Source organism: Hymenobacter endophyticus (assembly GCF_032464715.1).
In the GTDB taxonomy this organism is placed as follows: Bacteria; Bacteroidota; Bacteroidia; order Cytophagales; family Hymenobacteraceae; genus Hymenobacter; species Hymenobacter endophyticus.
Map to the genome: position 1 here is coordinate 1 of NZ_JAWDJT010000023.1, position 17,588 is coordinate 17,588.

The 17,588-nt window shown below is 60.5% G+C and carries 12 protein-coding genes; 7 read left to right on the top strand and 5 right to left on the bottom strand.

The window, feature by feature from the left end:
* Positions 1-117: 117 nt before the first annotated feature.
* Together ROI90_RS20900 and ROI90_RS20905 are read right to left on the bottom strand one after the other, a co-directional pair.
* Positions 118-1,182, bottom strand: coding sequence for an N-acetyl sugar amidotransferase (locus ROI90_RS20900; protein WP_316000227.1), 1,065 nt, complete (start codon positions 1,180-1,182; stop codon positions 118-120).
* Between the two features lie 92 nt (positions 1,183-1,274).
* Positions 1,275-2,216, bottom strand: a complete 942-nt coding sequence (locus ROI90_RS20905; RefSeq protein ID WP_316000228.1) for a carbon-nitrogen hydrolase family protein — start codon at positions 2,214-2,216, stop codon at positions 1,275-1,277.
* Between the two features lie 276 nt (positions 2,217-2,492).
* Here ROI90_RS20905 and ROI90_RS20910 point away from each other — a divergent pair, with 276 nt between their 5' ends.
* From ROI90_RS20910 to ROI90_RS20930, 5 genes are all read left to right on the top strand, one after another.
* Positions 2,493-5,123, top strand: coding sequence for a valine--tRNA ligase (locus tag ROI90_RS20910; protein ID WP_316000229.1), 2,631 nt, complete (start codon positions 2,493-2,495; stop codon positions 5,121-5,123).
* 310 nt (positions 5,124-5,433) lie between these two features.
* A complete protein-coding gene (locus tag ROI90_RS20915) occupies positions 5,434-7,479 on the top strand; it encodes a S9 family peptidase (RefSeq protein ID WP_316000238.1) in 2,046 nt (681 codons plus the stop codon).
* A gap of 470 nt (positions 7,480-7,949) precedes the next feature.
* A complete protein-coding gene (locus ROI90_RS20920; RefSeq protein WP_316000230.1) occupies positions 7,950-10,547 on the top strand; it encodes a TonB-dependent receptor domain-containing protein in 2,598 nt (865 codons plus the stop codon).
* A gap of 101 nt (positions 10,548-10,648) precedes the next feature.
* Positions 10,649-11,257, top strand: a complete 609-nt coding sequence (locus ROI90_RS20925) for a nitroreductase family protein (protein WP_316000231.1) — start codon at positions 10,649-10,651, stop codon at positions 11,255-11,257.
* 591 nt (positions 11,258-11,848) lie between these two features.
* Positions 11,849-12,262, top strand: coding sequence for a DoxX family protein (locus tag ROI90_RS20930; RefSeq protein ID WP_316000232.1), 414 nt, complete (start codon positions 11,849-11,851; stop codon positions 12,260-12,262).
* Positions 12,263-12,323: 61 nt separating this feature from the next.
* Here the strand turns inward: ROI90_RS20930 and ROI90_RS20935 are convergent, their stop codons facing one another.
* From ROI90_RS20935 to ROI90_RS20945, 3 genes are all read right to left on the bottom strand, one after another.
* Positions 12,324-12,530 (bottom strand): hypothetical protein, encoded by a 207-nt coding sequence (locus tag ROI90_RS20935; protein WP_316000233.1) that lies wholly within the window; start codon positions 12,528-12,530, stop codon positions 12,324-12,326.
* A gap of 177 nt (positions 12,531-12,707) precedes the next feature.
* Entirely contained in the window at positions 12,708-14,117 is a 1,410-nt protein-coding gene (locus tag ROI90_RS20940) for a dihydrolipoamide acetyltransferase family protein (protein WP_316000234.1), read from the bottom strand.
* 261 nt (positions 14,118-14,378) lie between these two features.
* On the bottom strand, positions 14,379-15,632 hold the full coding sequence (locus tag ROI90_RS20945) for a competence/damage-inducible protein A (RefSeq protein ID WP_316000235.1): 1,254 nt from the start codon (positions 15,630-15,632) through the stop codon (positions 14,379-14,381).
* A 100-nt stretch (positions 15,633-15,732) separates the two neighbouring features.
* Here ROI90_RS20945 and ROI90_RS20950 point away from each other — a divergent pair, with 100 nt between their 5' ends.
* On the top strand, positions 15,733-16,554 hold the full coding sequence (locus ROI90_RS20950) for a DUF4197 domain-containing protein (RefSeq protein ID WP_316000236.1): 822 nt from the start codon (positions 15,733-15,735) through the stop codon (positions 16,552-16,554).
* Between the two features lie 140 nt (positions 16,555-16,694).
* Positions 16,695-17,459, top strand: a complete 765-nt coding sequence (locus ROI90_RS20955; protein WP_316000237.1) for a DUF4197 domain-containing protein — start codon at positions 16,695-16,697, stop codon at positions 17,457-17,459.
* Positions 17,460-17,588 lie beyond the last annotated feature (129 nt).

Genomic DNA, 17,588 nt, shown 5'->3' on the forward strand with positions numbered 1-17,588 from the left:
TGGCCCCGCCCGCCGCTCGTGCCTTCCCGGCCCGGCAGTAACGGCGCGATGCGCGCCCACTGCGCGTCGGTCAACATGTACTCCATTCCCAAACATACTAGCCACTGTTAACACTTCCTAGTTATTGGGGTAGGCCCGGAAGGTTTTGGGTGCAGTGGCCACAATCTGCTCAAACTCCGGGCGGGTGAGGCCCAGACGCTTGATGCATAGGTCAATTACCTTTTGATCCTCAATCTTATTGACGTGCTGCACCCGCTCCAGGGCCACTTCCCGGGGCATCTGGCCCGAGCGCACCAGGGCCGAGTAGTTGAACAGCCGCCGGTCGATGCCAAACTTGGTGCGGTTGAGGTAGTAGATGACGCTCTGGTACAAATCGTCGAAATAGTGGGCGCCGGGGTTTACCCAGTCCAGTTCCCGCTCCAGCAATTGGTCCACATCGGCCCGCACGTAGTCCAGGTGGTAGAGCAGGGTCACGGTTTTGATGCGGCGGATGAAGGCGTAGTAGAACATCTGCGGGATATCCAGGTGAAAGCCTGGGTCATCAGGTTTCCAGGGCCGCAGCGGCATTGTGCCAAACTGCTTGTGCACGGCCCTCAGGTACTTGCCATCCAGGTAGTTCCAGCTCAGCGGGGCAATGCCTTCGGTGCGGAACGACTGCCCGATGATGATACGCTGAATACCTTCCTTGGCGGCCACGCCATACAGAGCGGTGGCAATACCCACGTCGGTGCCTTCCTCCATATCGGGCACGGAGGCTTTCAGGAAGGCAATCTTGAGGTCCTTGGATTCGCGCCAGTCGGAGGTAATGGTGCGCATTTCCACGCCCAGCTTGCGGCAGGCTTTGGTCATGTTCTCGCCCGCCACGGGGTTGCCGAAACCGTCATTGAAATGCACCGCCAGGGGCCGCAGCCCAAGTTTTACCACGCAGTACCACAATGTGTACGAGGAGTCACGGCCTCCACTAACACCCAGAACGCAGTCGTGCTTTTTGCCCTGCCCGGTTTTTTTAATATCGGCCACCATAGCCTGCACATGCCGGGCCCCGGCCGCGCCCAGCGGAAAGGCCCGGTCCAGCTTATCATGCAGAGCACAGAAATTACATTCACCCGCCGTATCAAACCGGATACCGGGAACAGTGGTATCCATGATGCAGCGAGTACATTGCTGGTAAGCTTGTTTCATGCGAAAGGGAAGAAACCCGGCAACTAGTTAAGCATGCCAGATTAAGGTCGGATTAAAGCCGTGACCATTCATAGAAACGGTCCGGCCACGAGCTAAGCGGGTAGCGTATCGAAGCGAAAACCCTTGCGCTGCAGCATTTGGCCGATTTGGGTGCCCTGCTCAGCGCGTACGGGCCGGGGCAGGTCGGCCACCACCAACTCGCCGGCAAACTCATTGAAGGTGCCTTGAGCGCGAATACCGCTGGCATCCACGGCCAGGGAGCAGCCCACGCTTTTCTTGCCCTCGTAGGGGCCGCCCACAATGTAGCCCACGGAGGTAGTACCCACCACCGTTACGTTATAGAGCTGGGCCAGAATGGAATAGGGCTTCACCCATTTCTCGCGGTAAGGGTCGTCTTCCTCCGTGATGGAATAGTCCACCGTCCAGGACGAAGGGGAGAGGATGAACTCCGCGCCCATGCGGGCCAGCGTGTGCCCAATAGGCAGGCCGTCCAGGAAGTTATCAGCGCAGATATTGACCCCGATTTTTCCCAGGGGCGTATCTACCACGTTCAGCGTCTGACCCACCGCGTAGAAGGGTAGCTCTACTTCCAGGAGGTTGATTTTGTGGTATTTGCAGATGATTTTGCCCTGCGGGTTGATAAGGAGGGCGGCGTTATAGTTGCGGCCATCGGGGGCGCGTTCCGTGAGGCCGGCGCAGAGGTAGAGCTGATGCCGCCGGGCCGCCTGGCAGAGACGGTCGGAGTAGGGGCCGGGAATGGGCTGGGCCTCGGTGAGGGCGCTGGGGTGGGTCCAGGCAAAATCCAGGGTTTCGGGCAGCAGCACCACGTCGCAGTGGCAGGAGGCGGCCTCGGCAATCATCCGCTCGGCCCGCTCCAGGTTGCGCTCCGGTTCCCCGCCTTCTACCAGCAGCTGGCCCATACCCACCCGGATGGAAGCGGCAAATGAGGGGAGGGCAGTGGGGGGCGAAGGCAGAACTGCCGCTACTGGCACAGTTGGCGCAACTGCTGGTTTACGAAAGGAGAAAAGAGCCATACGCACGCGTCAACAACAGGAAGAAGGAGAGAGTAGAATGGGGCCGATAAAATAAGGTGGGGGGTGAGGCAGGAAGGACGGGGCTACTGTTAAGCTCCAAAAATAGAGGTTCTCCCAGAATGAAATAATTGAAGCCGGAAATAAGCCGGAAAAGATAATGCGGGGGAAGCGGATCAGGCCGCCCGGCTCGTCAGCTGCCACCGGCGGGCCGCTTATTTCCGGCCCCCGCCCGAATTGCCTACTTTTGCGCCCGTATCTGAACCGACTTTCCCGCCGATGTCCATCGCCAAAACCTATACCCCCGCCGACGTTGAAGCCAAATGGTACCAGCGCTGGCAGGAGCAGGGCTTCTTCAAAGCCAAGGCCAACCCCCGCAAGCAGCCCTATACCGTGGTAATTCCGCCGCCCAACGTGACGGGCGTGCTGCACATGGGCCACATGCTCAACAATACCATTCAGGATGTGCTGGTGCGCCGGGCGCGCATGCAGGGCAAGGAAGCGTGCTGGGTGCCCGGCACCGACCACGCCTCCATTGCCACCGAGGCCAAGGTAGTGGCGCTGCTGAAGGAACAGGGCATCGAGAAGAAGGACCTGACCCGGGAGCAGTTTCTGGAGCACGCCTTTGCCTGGAAGGAGAAGTACGGCGGCATCATTCTGGAGCAGCTCAAGCAGCTGGGCGCTTCCTGCGACTGGGACCGGACGCGCTTCACCATGGAGCCCGAACTGACCGAGGCTGTACTGCGCGTATTCGTGGATTTGCACCAGAAGGGCCTCGTGTACCGCGGCATCCGGATGGTGAACTGGGACCCGCTGGGCCAAACGGCCCTGTCCGATGAGGAAGTAATTCCCAAGGACGTCATGGCCAAGATGTACCATCTGCGCTACGAAGTGGTAGGGCAGGAGGGCCAGTTCCTGACCGTGGCTACCTCCCGGCCCGAAACCATCATGGCCGACGTGGCGGTGGCCGTGAACCCCAACGACCCGCGCTATACCCACCTGCACGGCGCGAAAGTGCGTATTCCGCTGCTGGGCCGCGAAATCCCGGTGATTCTGGATGAGTACGTGAGCATCGACTTCGGCACGGGCGCGCTGAAGGTGACGCCGGCCCACGACCTGAACGACTACGAGCTGGGCGTGAAGCACAACCTGCCCGTTATCGACATCCTCAACAACGACGGTACGCTGAACGAAAAAGCGGTGCTCTACGTGGGTCAGGACCGTTTCGCGGCCCGCCGCAACATCGTGAAGGACCTGGAGGAAGCCGGTCACCTGGTGAAGGTGGAGGAGTACGCCAGCATCGTGCAGACCTCGGAGCGCACCAAGGCCGTAATTGAGCCGCGCCTGAGCTTGCAGTGGTTCCTGAAAATGGAACACCTGGCCAAGCCGGCTCTGGAAGTGGTGGAAAACGACACCGTGAAGCTGCACCCGGCCAAGTTCAAGAACACCTACCGGGTGTGGATGGAGAACGTGCGCGACTGGTGCATCTCGCGGCAGCTGTGGTGGGGCCAGCAGATTCCGGCCTACTACCTGCCCGACGGCACCTACGTGGTGGCCCTCACCGCCGAGGAAGCCCTGATCCAGGCCCGCGAGCAAAGCGGCAACGCCGACCTGCAGCTCACGGACCTGCGCCAGGACGAGGACGTGCTGGATACCTGGTTTTCGTCGTGGCTGTGGCCGATTTCAGTGTTCGACGGGTTCAAGGACCCCGACAACGCCGACGTCAACTATTTCTACCCCACCAACGACCTGGTGACGGGGCCGGACATCCTGTTCTTCTGGGTGGCCCGCATGATTATGGCCGGCCTGGAGTACCGCAAGGAAGTGCCCTTCCGCAACGTGTACCTCACCGGCATCGTGCGCGACGCCCAGGGACGCAAGATGAGCAAGCAGCTCGGCAACTCGCCCGACCCGCTGGACCTCATCAAGCAGTTCGGGGCCGATGGCGTGCGCACCGGCATGCTGTTCTCGGCCCCGGCCGGCAACGACCTGCTCTACGACGAGAAGCTGGTGGAGCAGGGCCGCAACTTCAGCAACAAGCTCTGGAACGCTTTCCGCCTCACCCAAGGCTGGGAAGTGGATACCGCGCTGCCCTTCCCCAACGAGAAGGCCGTGGAGTGGTTTTCGGCTAAGCTGAACACCACCATCACGGAGCTGGATGAGCACTTCGAGAAGTTCCGGATGAGCGACGCGCTGATGACGGTGTACAAGCTGGTGTGGGACGACTTCTGCTCGGAGTACCTGGAGATGATCAAGCCCGCCTATCAGGCCCCCATCGACCCCGAAACGCTGCGCCTGACCACCGGTTTCCTCGAAACCCTGCTCAAGCTGCTGCACCCCTTTATGCCCTTCATCACCGAGGAAATCTGGCATGAGCTGAAGGAGCGCGGCCCCAAGGAATACGTGTGCGTGGCCGCCTGGCCCAAGGCCCAGCCCGTGGCGGGTGCCGCCGAGGTGCTGGCCCGCATGGAAAAGGCCCTTTCCATTGTGGCCGGCGTGCGGACCATCCGCAACCAGAAGGGCCTGGGCCCCAACAAGCCCCTGACCCTGGCCGCCAAAACCGACGACACTCAGTTGCTCACCGACTATGACCCTATCATCAGAAAGCTGGCCGCCCTCACCGAGGTATCGGTGGTGACGGAAGCTCCGGCTGCGGCGGTAGGTTTCGTGGCGGGCGGCTCGGAGTTCTTCGTGCCGCTGGAAGGGCAGATTGACCTCGGGGCCGAGAAGGAGCGCCTCTCTAAGGAGCTGGAATACGCCCAGGGCTTCCGCGACTCGGTGCTGAAAAAACTGGCCAACGAGAAGTTCGTGGCCAACGCCAAGCCCGATCTGGTGGAGCGTGAGCGGCAGAAGCTGGCCGACACCGAAGCCAAAATCACCGCCCTGGAGCAAAGCCTGGCGGCGCTGTAAGCCGAACGAACATGTAGAGACGCGACACTTCGCGTCTCCCGTCAGAACGACCCGTTTTACCCGGTACCGTTCAACGAGGAGACGCGAAGTGTCGCGTCTCTTCATTCCGGCTGGTGCGGTTACTATGGTAAACCCGGGCAGCCCTCTGCCGTTTTTATGGGCTGACCGTAGCCCTTAACAAATTCCCGTTTCTTTAGCGCATCCATTTCATTTGTTGACTTGTTGCGCTATGAACCCATTGTACACCTGGCTCACGGGCGCGGGCCTGCTGCTTAGCGGCGCGGTTTTCGCCCAAAGCACTACTGCCACTATGCCCAAACCCCCCATTGCGGCCCTCAAGGCCAAAGAACTGAAGTCGCCCTTCGGCACCCGCCTCGACAATTACTACTGGCTGAATGAGCGGGAAAACCCGGAAGTCATCAGCTACCTGAACGCCGAAAACGCCTACACCGAGCAGCAGATGGCCCCGGTGAAAGGACTAGAAGAAAAGCTGTTCCAGGAAATAAAGGGCCGCATCAAGGAGCAGGACGAGTCGGTGCCGTACCGGGAGAATGGGTACTATTACTACACCCGCTTCGAAGCCGGGGCCGAGTACCCGATTTATTGCCGCAAAAAGGGCAGCCTGAGCGCCAAGGAGGAAATCTTGCTCAACGCCAACGAGCTGGGCAAGGGCAAATCCTACTATCAGATTGGCGGCTTTGAGGTGAGCGACGACAACCAGGTGCTGGCCTACTCCGAGGACGTGGTGAGCCGCCGCCTCTACACGCTGCGCTTCCGCAACCTGCAAACCGGCCAGCTCTACCCCGAGCAGATTCCCAACACCAGCGGCAACGCCGTATGGGCCGCCGACAACAAAACCGTCTTCTACACCCGCAAAGACCCCAATACTCTCCTCGATTACCAGCTCTACCGCCACACTCTGGGCACTGACCCCGGCAAGGACCAACTGGTGTACGAGGAGAAGGACAACACCTTCCGCATCGGGGTGCACCGCTCCAAGTCGCGGCAGTACGTGTTCCTGACCATTGGCAGTACCATGTCGTCGGAGGTGCGGTACGTGGAGGCCAGCGAGCCCACGGCGGCGCTGCAGGTGTTCCTACCCCGCGAGGCCGACCATCTGTACGAGGTGGAGCACTTCGGTAACGACTTCTACGTGCTGTCCAACGCCGGGGCGCCCAACTTCCGGCTGCTTAAAACGCCGGTGAAGAACACCGCCAAAACGGCCTGGCAGGAGGTTATTGCCCACCGCCCCGACGTGTTCCTGGAAAACATGGAGCTGTTCAAGGACTACCTGGTGCTGGGCGAGCGGAAGGAAGGCCTGCTGCAGCTGCGCGTGATTCGGTGGAAAGACAAGCAGGAGCACTACCTCAACTTCGGGGAGCCCACCTACACGGCCGCCATCAGTATCAACCCCGAGTTTGATACGCCCGTGCTGCGCTACGGCTACTCCTCGCTCACCACGCCCAATTCCACCTTCGACTACGACATGAACGCCCGCAGCAAAAAGCTGCTGAAGGAGCAAACCGTGCTCGGGAGCTTCAAAAAGGAGGATTACGTGACCGAGCGGGTGTACGCCACTGCCACCGACGGTACCAAAATCCCGATGTCCATTGTGTACAAGAAGGGCTTCAAAAAGGACGGCTCGGCCCCGCTGCTGCAGTACGCCTACGGCTCCTACGGCTACTCCATGGATGCCACCTTCAGCGCCGCCCGCCTGAGCTTGCTGGATCGGGGCTTTGCCTACGTCATCTGCCACATCCGGGGCGGGCAGGAAATGGGCCGACAGTGGTACGAGAACGGCAAGAAGCTCAAGAAGAAAAACACCTTCACTGACTTCACCGATTGCTCCAAATTCCTCATCGATCAGAAATTCACCTCCGCCGATAAGCTGTTTGCCATGGGCGGCTCGGCCGGCGGTCTGCTGATGGGCGCGGTAGTCAACAATCACCCTGAGTACTACAAAGGCGTAGTGGCCGCTGTGCCCTTCGTGGACGTGGTGACCACCATGCTCGATGAAAGCATCCCGCTGACCACCGGCGAGTACGACGAGTGGGGCAACCCCAACCAGAAGGAGTTCTACGATTACATGCTCTCATACTCGCCCTACGACCAGGTGAAGGCCCATGCCTACCCCAACATCCTCGTCACCACCGGCCTCCACGACTCGCAGGTGCAGTATTTTGAGCCCGCCAAATGGGTAGCCAAGCTGCGCACCCTGAAAACCGACCAGAATCTGCTGCTGCTCCACACCGACATGGCCGCCGGCCACGGCGGCGCTTCCGGCCGCTTCAAGTCCATCCACGACACGGCCCGACAGTTTGCCTTTATGCTGTTATTGCTCGGCGTGAAGGCGTAAGCCCCGGTCCGGCGGCTGCAAGCCGTCGGGCCGGTTGTCGTTCGGGCCATTTACACGATGACGTAACAACGTCAGCCGATGCCGTAGAGCACGTCTCGAACAACGCCTTCGGTATTCGCACGACGACGGAACAACATCAGCCAACGACAACCGGCCCGACGGCTTGCAGCCGCCGGACCGGAAACGCAAAACGCCCCTCCGGCCGCCGGAGGGGCGTTCTTTATTCGCGGCAGGCCAGAAACCCGACAAATATTCGGGCCTTGGTGCCACCTCGGCGGCGAAGTTGCGTCTGTGGCTCGGTTACCCGGTATTCGCCCGACCTTTTCCCGGGCTCCGCCGCAGAAATCAGCTGGTTGGTCGGCTTCATTTCGGGGGTGGGGTCCAGAGGTGCTAGGTTTACGCCAATACAGCGCCCGGAGGCCCGTAGCGGCCATTTGGCGGCCGGGTAATAGACGCTTCCCCTCTCGCACATGAAAAAATTATTCCTTCCCATTCTTCTCCTTTCCGGCAGCCATGCGGTGCTGGCCCAAATGCCGGGTGGCACGCCACCCACTGGCACCGGTAGGCCCGCTGGTGCTACCCGGCCGGCTGGTGCCGGTGGGGCGGCCGTTACGGCCCCGCAGGAAGGGTCAGGCCGCATCACCGGCACCGTGCTTGATGCCGCCACCAAGCAGCCGGTGCCCTACGCCACCGTGGCCCTGCTGAACCCGGCCACCGGCAAGCCCGTGGATGGCACCGCCGCCGACGACAACGGCAAATTCACGATTCCGCGCATTGCCCCGGGCACTTACACCGTGCAAATCAGCTTCATCGGCTACGGGCTGGTGGAGAAGCCAGGCGTGGTCATCACGGAGGCCGGCAACACGGTAGCGTTGGGTACGGTGAACTTGGCTTCCTCGGCCCAGGCCCTGGGAGAGGTGCGGGTAGAAGGCCAGCGCAGCCTGGTAGAGGAAAAGGTGGACCGCACGGTGTACAACGCCGAAAAGGACGAAACCACCCGCGGCGGCGACGCCACCGACGTGCTCAAGCGTGTACCCAACTTGTCGGTGGACCTGGACGGCAACGTGAGCCTGCGGGGCAGCCAGAACATCCGGGTGCTCATCAACAACCGCCCCAGCACCATTTCAGCCAACAGCATTGCCGACGCGCTGAAGCAGATTCCGGCCGACCAGATCAAGACCGTGGAAGTGATTACCTCGCCCTCGGCCAAGTACGACGCCGAAGGCTCGGGCGGTATCATCAACATCGTCACCAAGCAGAACAACCTGCAGGGTTTCACCCTGGATTTGCGCACCAGCGCCGGTTTGCGCAGCTCCGATTTGGGGTTGAACGCCTCGTACCGGGTGGGCAAGATGGGCTTTTCGCTGGGTGGGGGCGGCCGGGCCCAGTACAACACGCCGGGCAGCTTCCGCAACGAGCAAACCACCTACGATATTCAGGGTACCGACATTGCCAACCGCCAGCTGCTGAGCCGCACGGTGCAGTCGGCCGATACGCGCCAGCAGAACGTGTTCGGGCGTTACTCGCTGGGCTGGGACTACGACATCAACAAGTACAACTTTCTCTCGGCCTCGGTGCAGTTGGGCCTGCGCAACGGTACCAACTACCAGGACGACCAGACCTCCAGTACCACGTTCTTCAACGGCCGCCTGCCTAGCTATTCCGTGCGCGACATCAAAGTGCTGGACAACTCCAACACCCTGGATGCTACCCTGAACTACACCCGCACGTTTGAGACGCCCCAGCGGGAGCTGAGCCTGCTGGGCCAGTACAGCCGCAACACCCGCACCAACAACTTCACCAACACGGTGGAAGAAGGCGAAGGAACCGGCAACTCCCTGCGCAACCTCAATGACAGCTACAACCAGGAAGTAACCCTGCAGCTGGATTACCAGACGCCCCTGAGCAAAACCCAGCTGCTGGAGTTCGGGGCCAAGGACATTATGCGCAAGGTGAACAGTGACTACGCCACCTTCCTGAACGGGCAGCAGCAAACGGGCACCACGCTTTCCAACGTGTTCGACTACAACCAGAACGTGGCGGCCGCCTACGCTTCCTACACCCTGGGTTTCCTCAAAAGCTACACCCTGAAAGCCGGGGCCCGCTACGAGTACACCACCATTGATGCCGACTTCCGCACCGATAATCCGCTGTCTATTGACTCCTACGGCGTGCTGGTGCCCAGCGTAAACCTCTCGCGCAAGCTGGCCAACGGCAACGTGCTCAAAGCCGCCTACAACCGCCGCATCCAGCGCCCCTCTCTGCAGTTTCTGAACCCCAACCGCCAGATACCCAACCAGCTAAGCATCATTCAGGGTAACCCCGAGCTGGAGCCGGAGAAAACCAACAACTTTGAGCTGGGCTACAGCACCTTTATCAAGCAAACTACCCTGACCTTCACGGCATTTGCCCGCAACACCACCGGCTCCATTCAGCCCGTGCGTACGCCCAACGGCGACACCATTACTACTACCTACGCTAACATCGGCACCGAAAACGCCTACGGGGCCAGCGTGAATGCCAACGTAAACATCCAGAACAAGCTGACCCTGGGCGGGGGCCTGGACGTGTATTACGCCACCCTGGATAACAACGTGAGCAACCCCTTATTTGCGGCCAGCAACCAGGGCTGGGTGGCCAGTGGCCGCCTCATGGGCGGGTATACCTTTGCCAAGGGCTGGGGAATTCAGGCCTTTAGCTTCTACCGGGGCCGACAAGTGCAGCTCCAGGGCTACCAGGGCGGCTTCGGGGTGTACAGCGTGGGCCTGAAAAAGGATTTTGCCGACAAGAAAGGCAGCATCGGCTTCGGGGCCGACAACTTCTTCACGCCCACCAACAAAATTCGCAACTCCATCAGCACGCCCGCCCTCGACCAGTACAGCGTGAACGTGCTGCGTCGCTCCGGCTTCCGCGTGAACCTGAGCTACCGCATTGGCAAGATGAGTATGGCTCAGCCCAAGCGCCGCCGCTCCGTAAACAACGACGACCTGAAAGAAGGCGGTAACTCCGATGGCGGCAACGGTGCCGGCGCTACGCCCGCCCAGGGTGCCAGCGGCGGCCGGCCCTAATGCACTCAGGCTAGTAGTAAAAGTTGAAAGACCTTCTGCCCAGCAGAAGGTCTTTTGTTTTCCCAGCTAAACATCCGCCGGCTATTACAGCTTATTTCTCCATGACGTATTCAGCAGCAACCACGCCGGCCGCAGAGGCCCGGCAGATTACCCAGCTTATTCGGGGGCGCCGCAGCATACAGCCGGTGCAATTTGAGCCCGGCCGTACCATACCCACCGAGTTAGTGCGGGAGTTGCTGGAAAATGCCACCTGGGCCCCCACGCACAAACGCACCGAGCCTTGGTACTTTGTGGTGTTTGCGGGCGAAGGTCGGCAGAAGTTAGCTGATTTCCAGGCGGAGCTGTACCGGGCTACGGCGGGGGAGAAGTTTCAGGAAAGCAAGCTGGACAAGATGCGCAACAACCCCCTGCTTAGCTCCCACATCATTGCCATTGGGCTGAAGCGCAACCCCGAGGTGCCCGTAGTGGAGGAAGTAGCGGCGGTGGCCTGCGCCGTGCAAAATCTGCACCTCTCGGCCGTAGCGCACGGGTTGGCGGGCTTCTGGAGTAGTGGGGGCGTTACCTACCTGCCAGAAGCCAAGCCCTTTTTTGGTCTGGGCCCCGATGACCAGTTGCTGGGCTTTTTTTACCTGGGCTACCCCAAACCGGGTGCTTCGGCTCGTAGCACCCGCAAGCCCTTGGAGGAAAAGGTAACTTGGGTGCTGGAATAGTCAGGCCAGAGGGTAGCCCAGGGCCTCACCAGGCAGTGCCAGAGCGCGGAGCGGGTGCTGGGGAACGTGTTGTGAGAACTACCGAAGAAATAAACTATCTGGGCCCCCGGCTAACCCGTTACCTACCCTGGGTGCGGCGGCTGGTTGAAGCAGCTAACGGACAGCAATGTGCCTCGCTACTGCTGCCACACCGGCCCCGTCTATGCCAGCGAGGTTCAACTGGAGATATCCTGCCATTCTCTGAAGGAACCTGTGGGTGGTCTTGCGCATGACGAAGGGGTAAAAGCTCTGCCAACCAGCTAGTTCAGCCGCAGTAAGGCCCCCCGGAATGCTCATCAGGAAAGGCAAGGAAAGCAGAAATGGCGCCACAGCAGCTGGCTGCGGGATTTTCCGCGGAGCGGCTTCAGGCACTCTGCCCGAAACACTACTAAAGGCGAGCAACTGGGCTAAAGTATGGCGAACTGTCCAGGCCGCGCCGACGGCATCATTTAGCACACTGTGCCTCAGGCAATCAGCAGAAATATAACGCCACGCATCCTGGCAGCTACCTTCTGCGTTGAAACCCGTGTACTCACATTATTTCCTGCTCGTATGGCCACATCTACCTTTTTCCTGTCGCCCTGGGCGGCCCGCTTGCTGAGCGTCATGCGCATTGTAGTCGGATTACTCATGATATTCCACGGTACCCAGAAGCTGTTTGGCTGGCCCCCATCTGACCACGCGGGCGGTGCCACTGGGCTGATGCTGGTGGCGGGTATTTTGGAATTTGGCGGCGGCTTGCTGCTGCTCATCGGGCTGTTTACGCGCCCGGTGGCGTTCATCCTCTCGGGGCTGATGGCCGTGGCTTACTTCATGGCCCACGCCCCCCAGCACGCCCTGCCCATCATCAACCAGGGTGAGTTGGCCGTCGTTTACAGCTTCGTGTACCTGTACATAGCGGCGGCTGGCCCCGGCCCCTGGAGCGTGGACGCCGCCCGCACCCGCACCCCCGAAGCGGTGGCATAGTACATAGCAATTCAGCAAAAAGCCCGGCTTCAGATTGTCTGAAGCCGGGCTTTTTGCTGGGTTATTTACGCACCCGCAGGCTGTCGGGCACGGCGGCGCGGGTGGCCTGGGTAAGCTGGTTCTGGAGCTGGAAGTTGACCTGCTCACAGTCGTTGAACCGTTTTTGGGCTATTTCCAGGGCCGTTTCGGTGGTGCGTAGGCGCTGGTACAGGAACAGGATGAGGCCGAGGGCCAGCAGTAGCGCCAGCAGAGGCAGGGTTTTATTCATCAGAAAAGAAAGTCGATACAAAGCACCGAACAGAAAAGTCCGCCGGTACATAATCGGTACACAAAAGTACGGCTTCGCGCCGCAAAAAAGCCCCGCCACGTAACCACGGCGAGGCTTTTCCATATATACTAAGCACTAAGCACTAAGCACTAAGCACTAAGCACTAAGCACTAAGCACTAAATGCTGGTATTGGGGTCAAACTGCTCCAGGTAGTCGGCCACGCGGCGCACGAACATGCCACCCAGGGAGCCATCCACCACGCGGTGGTCGTAGCTATGGCTCAGGAACATGAAGTGACGCACACCAATCAAATCACCCTGCGGGGTTTCGATAACGGCGGGCTTTTTCTTGATAGCGCCCACGGCCATAATGGCTACCTGCGGCTGCATGATGATGGGCGTGCCCATCACGTTGCCGAAGGAGCCCACGTTGCTCACGGTGTAGGTGCCACCTTCCAGATCTTCGGGTTTGAGCTTGTTGGCGCGGGCCCGGTTGGCGAGGTCGTTCACCTTTTTGCTCAAGCCGTTCAGGTTCAGCTGGTCGGCGTTATGAATCACGGGCACGATGAGGTTGCCGGAGGGCAGGGCCACGGCTACGCCCACGTTGATGTCGCGCTTCTTGATGATGTAGTCGCCCTCAATGGAGACGTTAATCATCGGGAAATCCTGAATGGCGCGGGCTATGGCCTGGATGAAGATGGGCGTAAAGGTGAGGTTTTCACCCTCGCGCTTCTTGTAGGCATCCTTGTGCTTGTTGCGCCAGTTTACGATGTCCGTTACGTCGGCCTCCACAAAGGAGGTAACGTGGGGCGAAATCCGCTTGCTGTCCACCATGCGCTGGGCAATCATCTTGCGCATGCGGTCCATTTCCAGCAGCTCCTGATTTCCGCTGATGGAAGGCACAGCTTTGGTTGGCGGCTGGTTGTTGGCGGCTGGTTGTTGGGCCGGTGCTGATGCCGGAGCAGCCGGAGTTTGTGGAGCCGCTACGGCGACTGGGGCCGGCGCTTGGGTAGCTGCTGGTGCGGCGGCCGGAGCAGCTGCCGTAGTCAGCGGCTGCTTGCCGGCGGCTACGTAGTCCAGAATGTCTTTTTTGGTTACGCGGCCCTCGCTGCCGGTACCGGGCAGGTATTCCAGGTCGGCCATGCTGATGCCTTCCTCGCGGGCAATGCTGAGCACCAGGGGCGAGTAGAAGCGGCCGGCTTGGGGCTGGACGGTGGCTGCGGGCCGGGCCTGCGGGTCGTGGGGCTCCGAGAGGTAAGGAACTTCAGCCGGGGCTTTGTCAGCGCCATTGCTGGAGGGGGCCGGGGCCTCAACTGCCGCCGGAGCCGCCGAGGTGGCCGCGGCCGCGTCGGTTTCGATGATAGCAATGGGGGCACCCACGGCTACTACCTGGCCTTCCTGCACCAGAATTTCCTGCAGTACGCCGGCGTGCAGGGCGGGCACTTCAGTATCTACCTTATCGGTGGCTACTTCCAGCACCGACTCATCCTGGTCAATGGTGTCGCCTACTTGTTTGAGCCATTTCAGGACGGTGCCTTCCATGATGGATTCGCCCATCTTGGGCATCGTCATTTCCACTCGTGCCATGCGGTTGGGGGTCGTTTTAGAAAAAGGGTGGGGTGGGGGGTTGGTGCCCCAAAGGTAAGTGAAGTGTTGGACTGTTGGATGGGTGAATTGCTGGGTAGTTGGATAAGCAGATTGGTAGCCTGTCATGCGGAGCCCAGCCAGGGACCTTATCACGCGTGAACAAGTCGTTCAGTGGTAAACCTGACGTGATAAGGTCCCTGGCTGGGTTCCGCATGACAGTTTACCCGTTCTATACCCATCCATTCTTCGATCTTTCTCCGTTCAGCCCTTCTCCACTTCCTGCCGCAGTAGGTTCAGGGCGGCAGTGGTGGTGTACTCCAGGTTAAGCTGCCGGCCCCGGTCAAAGCTCAGTTGTCGGGTTACCGTGTGGTGGGCGTCGGCGTAGGCAATGCAGATGGTGCCGACGGGCTTGGCGTCGGTGCCGCCCTCGGGGCCGGCAATGCCGCTGGTGGCTACGGCCACATCTACCCCGAGGCGCTGGCGCAGACCCTCGGCCATTTCGGCTACGGCCGGCTCGCTCACGGCGCCGTGGGCGGCCAGGGTTTCGGCCTTTACCCCCAGCTCACGCATTTTTATTTCGTTGGAATAAGCCACAACGCTGCCCTGATAGTAGCGGGAACTGCCTGGGACACTGGTAATGCGGTGGGCCAGCAGGCCGCCGGTGCAGCTTTCGGCCGTTCCCAGAGTAAGGCCCCGCTCGGCTAGCAACGTGCCCACGGCGGTTTCCAGGTTGATTTCGCCCTCGGCAAAAATATGGTTGCCCAGCAGGTTGCGCAGCTCGGGTAGTAAGGCTTTCATGCGGGCGCGCAGGTTGGGCTGGCCGTCGTCGTGGCCGGTGAGGCGCAGGCGCACCCCCCCCAAAGAGGGCAGGTAGGCCAACTTTACGTTGGCGGGCAGGCGGTTTTCCCAGTCCTCGATGCGCTGAGCCAGAAACGACTCGCCCAGGCCTACGGTTTGCACTACTACGTGCTCAATGGCGGGCGTCTGGAAGTGCTGGCGCAGGCGGGGCAATACCTCGTTGGTCATCAGCCCTTTCATCTCAAACGGCACGCCGGGCATGCTCACAAACACGATGCCCCCATCCTCGAACCACATACCGGGGGCCGTACCCAGGGCGTTGTGCAGCACCGTACAGTTGGCCGGCACCAAGGCCTGCTGGCGGTTCACCTCCAGCATGGGTCGGTTGTAGCGGGCAAAAATGCCTTCGACGTGGCGTAGGGTGGGCTCATGCAGCACCAACTCCGCGCCGAAGTAGCGGGCTAGTACGTGCTTGGTCAGGTCATCTTTGGTGGGGCCCAGGCCGCCGGTCATCAGTACTACCTGTGCGCGCTGCCGGGCCAGGTCCAGGGCCGCTACAATCTCCTCGGCCCGGTCCGATACGCTGGTAATCTGACGCACGCGCAGGCCCAGCTTGCCGAGTTCCTGGCCCATAAAGGCCGAATTGGTATCGATTACCTGCCCGTAGAGCAGTTCGTCGCCGATGGTCATGATTTCAACGTCCGGAACGCGGGTCATAAGCGGGAGAGTTAGGAGGGGAAGCAGATTTGGCGCAATATTGGCACCTCGCCCGCTAACAACGCCATTCCGGCTACTTGGTTTTTCTACTTTCTCCCGTATGACTCCCCTTCGCACGCTGGCCCTGGGCCTCTCGCTCACCCTGGCTACCGCTCAGCTAGCCGCCGCCCAAACCAAAACCACCACGAAAAAAACCACGTCGACGGCCAAGAAGACTACCACGGCTAAGAAAGCCACGCCGTTTAAAAAGCCCGCCACGACCACTACCAAAACCACCACTACCAAAGTGGTAACCCCGGCCCCCGCTCCCGTGCCCCTGACGGCCGATGAAGCCAGCACTGGCCTGCGCGAAGCTCTGACGCAGGGCGTGAGCAAGGCCGTGGCCCAGGCCGGCGAAACCGATGGCTTCAACGGCAACGCCGACATCCGCATCCCGTTCCCGCCCGAAGCGGAACTGGTAGCCGTAACGCTGCGCAAGCTGCGGGCCGGGGCCCTGGTAGATAAGTTTGAAGTAGCCCTGAACCGCGCCGCCGAAACGGCCTCCACCCAGGCCAAGCCTATTTTCCTGAACGCGGTGCAGAACCTGAGCCTGCAGGATGCCCTCACCCTGGCTACCAGCAAGGAAAGTGACGCGGCCACCACGCTGCTCTACGAAAAAACCGCCGCCGACCTGCGCACCGCCTTCCAGCCCACTATGCAGCAGTCCTTGGAGCAAACCGGCGCTATTAAGCTGTACGCCGAAATGGTGGCCCGCTACAACAAAATCCCGCTCGTGACGCCCCTCAACCCCCAACTGGTGCCCTACGCCACCGAGAAAACCGTGGACGGCCTGTTTGCCCTCATTGCCGCTGAGGAAGGCCGCATCCGGGCCAACCCCACGGCCCAGGGCAGCGCCCTGCTCAAGCGCGTTTTCGGGAAATAAAATCGAAGTACCTGCGAAACCGTGGAAGCCGAGCTGACTGCCTCAGCGCTGGACTTTCACGGTTTCTTTGTGGCCGGGAATTAGTTGGTCCGGTTTCTGCAAAAGTGGGGGTAGTATCTTTGCTGCTTATTCTTTCCGCCATGAACTACCGCCGTTTTCTCGTGTTGCCCGCCGTGTTGCTGGGCGTTCAGCTTTCCGCTTCGGCTCAATTTAAGCTGCCCAAGCTAGGCGACATCCTCAAGACTACTACCACGACGACTACCACCACCACGACCACCAAAGCGGGTAGCACCGGTAGTATCAGCCAGGATGAAGCGGCCCGGGGCCTGAAAGAAGCCCTGAGCCTGGGTATCAGCAAAGGCGCCGACCAGGCCTCCCAGCAGGACGGCTTCTACCTGAATAAGCTAATTCGGATTCCTTTCCCAGCCGATGCGCAGCGGGTTGCCAACACGCTGCGCTCCATTGGGCTGGGCGCGCAGGTAGACCGGTTTGAGCTTACCCTGAACCGGGGTGCCGAGGACGCGGCTAAAAGTGCCAAGCCCATCTTTTTGTCGGCTATCAAGAGCCTGACCTTCAAAGATGTATGGGGTATCTTGACCGGGGAGAAGAACGCCGCTACTAATTACCTCAAGCGCACTACCACCGAGCAGCTCACCACGGCCTTCAAGCCCATCATGCAGCGCAGCCTCGATCAGGTAGGGGCCACCAAGTATTACACCGACCTTACCACGCGCTACAACCGCATTCCGCTGGTAACGCCCGTGCAAACCGACCTTAACCAGTACGCCACCGGCAAAGCCATCGACGGCTTATTCACGCTGGTGGCCCAAGAGGAAGCCAACATCCGCGAAAACCCGGTAGCCCGCACCACCGACCTGCTTAAGCGCGTTTTTGGCCGAAAATAAGACCGTTTTAAGTAGCCATACAGAAGTAAGCGTATAGTGCGCAATTGGTAGCTTGCGGCATGCGACGACCTGCCACCGAGTTGAGTTCGGAAGAAGTGACGTGTTTGGAAGCGTGCAGTCAGCACGGAC

Bases quoted from the DNA above. Each gene is read 5' to 3' on its own strand.
- ROI90_RS20935 (WP_316000233.1), bottom strand. From the start codon at position 12,530: ATGAATAAAACCCTGCCTCTGCTGGCGCTACTGCTGGCCCTCGGCCTC.
- ROI90_RS20945 (WP_316000235.1), bottom strand. From the start codon at position 15,632: ATGACCCGCGTTCCGGACGTTGAAATCATGACCATCGGCGACGAACTG.
- ROI90_RS20915 (WP_316000238.1), top strand. From the start codon at position 5,434: ATGCCCAAACCCCCCATTGCGGCCCTCAAGGCCAAAGAACTGAAGTCG.
- ROI90_RS20920 (WP_316000230.1), top strand. From the start codon at position 7,950: ATGAAAAAATTATTCCTTCCCATTCTTCTCCTTTCCGGCAGCCATGCG.
- ROI90_RS20925 (WP_316000231.1), top strand. From the start codon at position 10,649: ATGACGTATTCAGCAGCAACCACGCCGGCCGCAGAGGCCCGGCAGATT.
- ROI90_RS20905 (WP_316000228.1), bottom strand. From the start codon at position 2,216: ATGGCTCTTTTCTCCTTTCGTAAACCAGCAGTTGCGCCAACTGTGCCA.
- ROI90_RS20940 (WP_316000234.1), bottom strand. From the start codon at position 14,117: ATGGCACGAGTGGAAATGACGATGCCCAAGATGGGCGAATCCATCATG.
- ROI90_RS20950 (WP_316000236.1), top strand. From the start codon at position 15,733: ATGACTCCCCTTCGCACGCTGGCCCTGGGCCTCTCGCTCACCCTGGCT.
- ROI90_RS20900 (WP_316000227.1), bottom strand. From the start codon at position 1,182: ATGAAACAAGCTTACCAGCAATGTACTCGCTGCATCATGGATACCACT.
- ROI90_RS20910 (WP_316000229.1), top strand. From the start codon at position 2,493: ATGTCCATCGCCAAAACCTATACCCCCGCCGACGTTGAAGCCAAATGG.
- ROI90_RS20930 (WP_316000232.1), top strand. From the start codon at position 11,849: ATGGCCACATCTACCTTTTTCCTGTCGCCCTGGGCGGCCCGCTTGCTG.
- ROI90_RS20955 (WP_316000237.1), top strand. From the start codon at position 16,695: ATGAACTACCGCCGTTTTCTCGTGTTGCCCGCCGTGTTGCTGGGCGTT.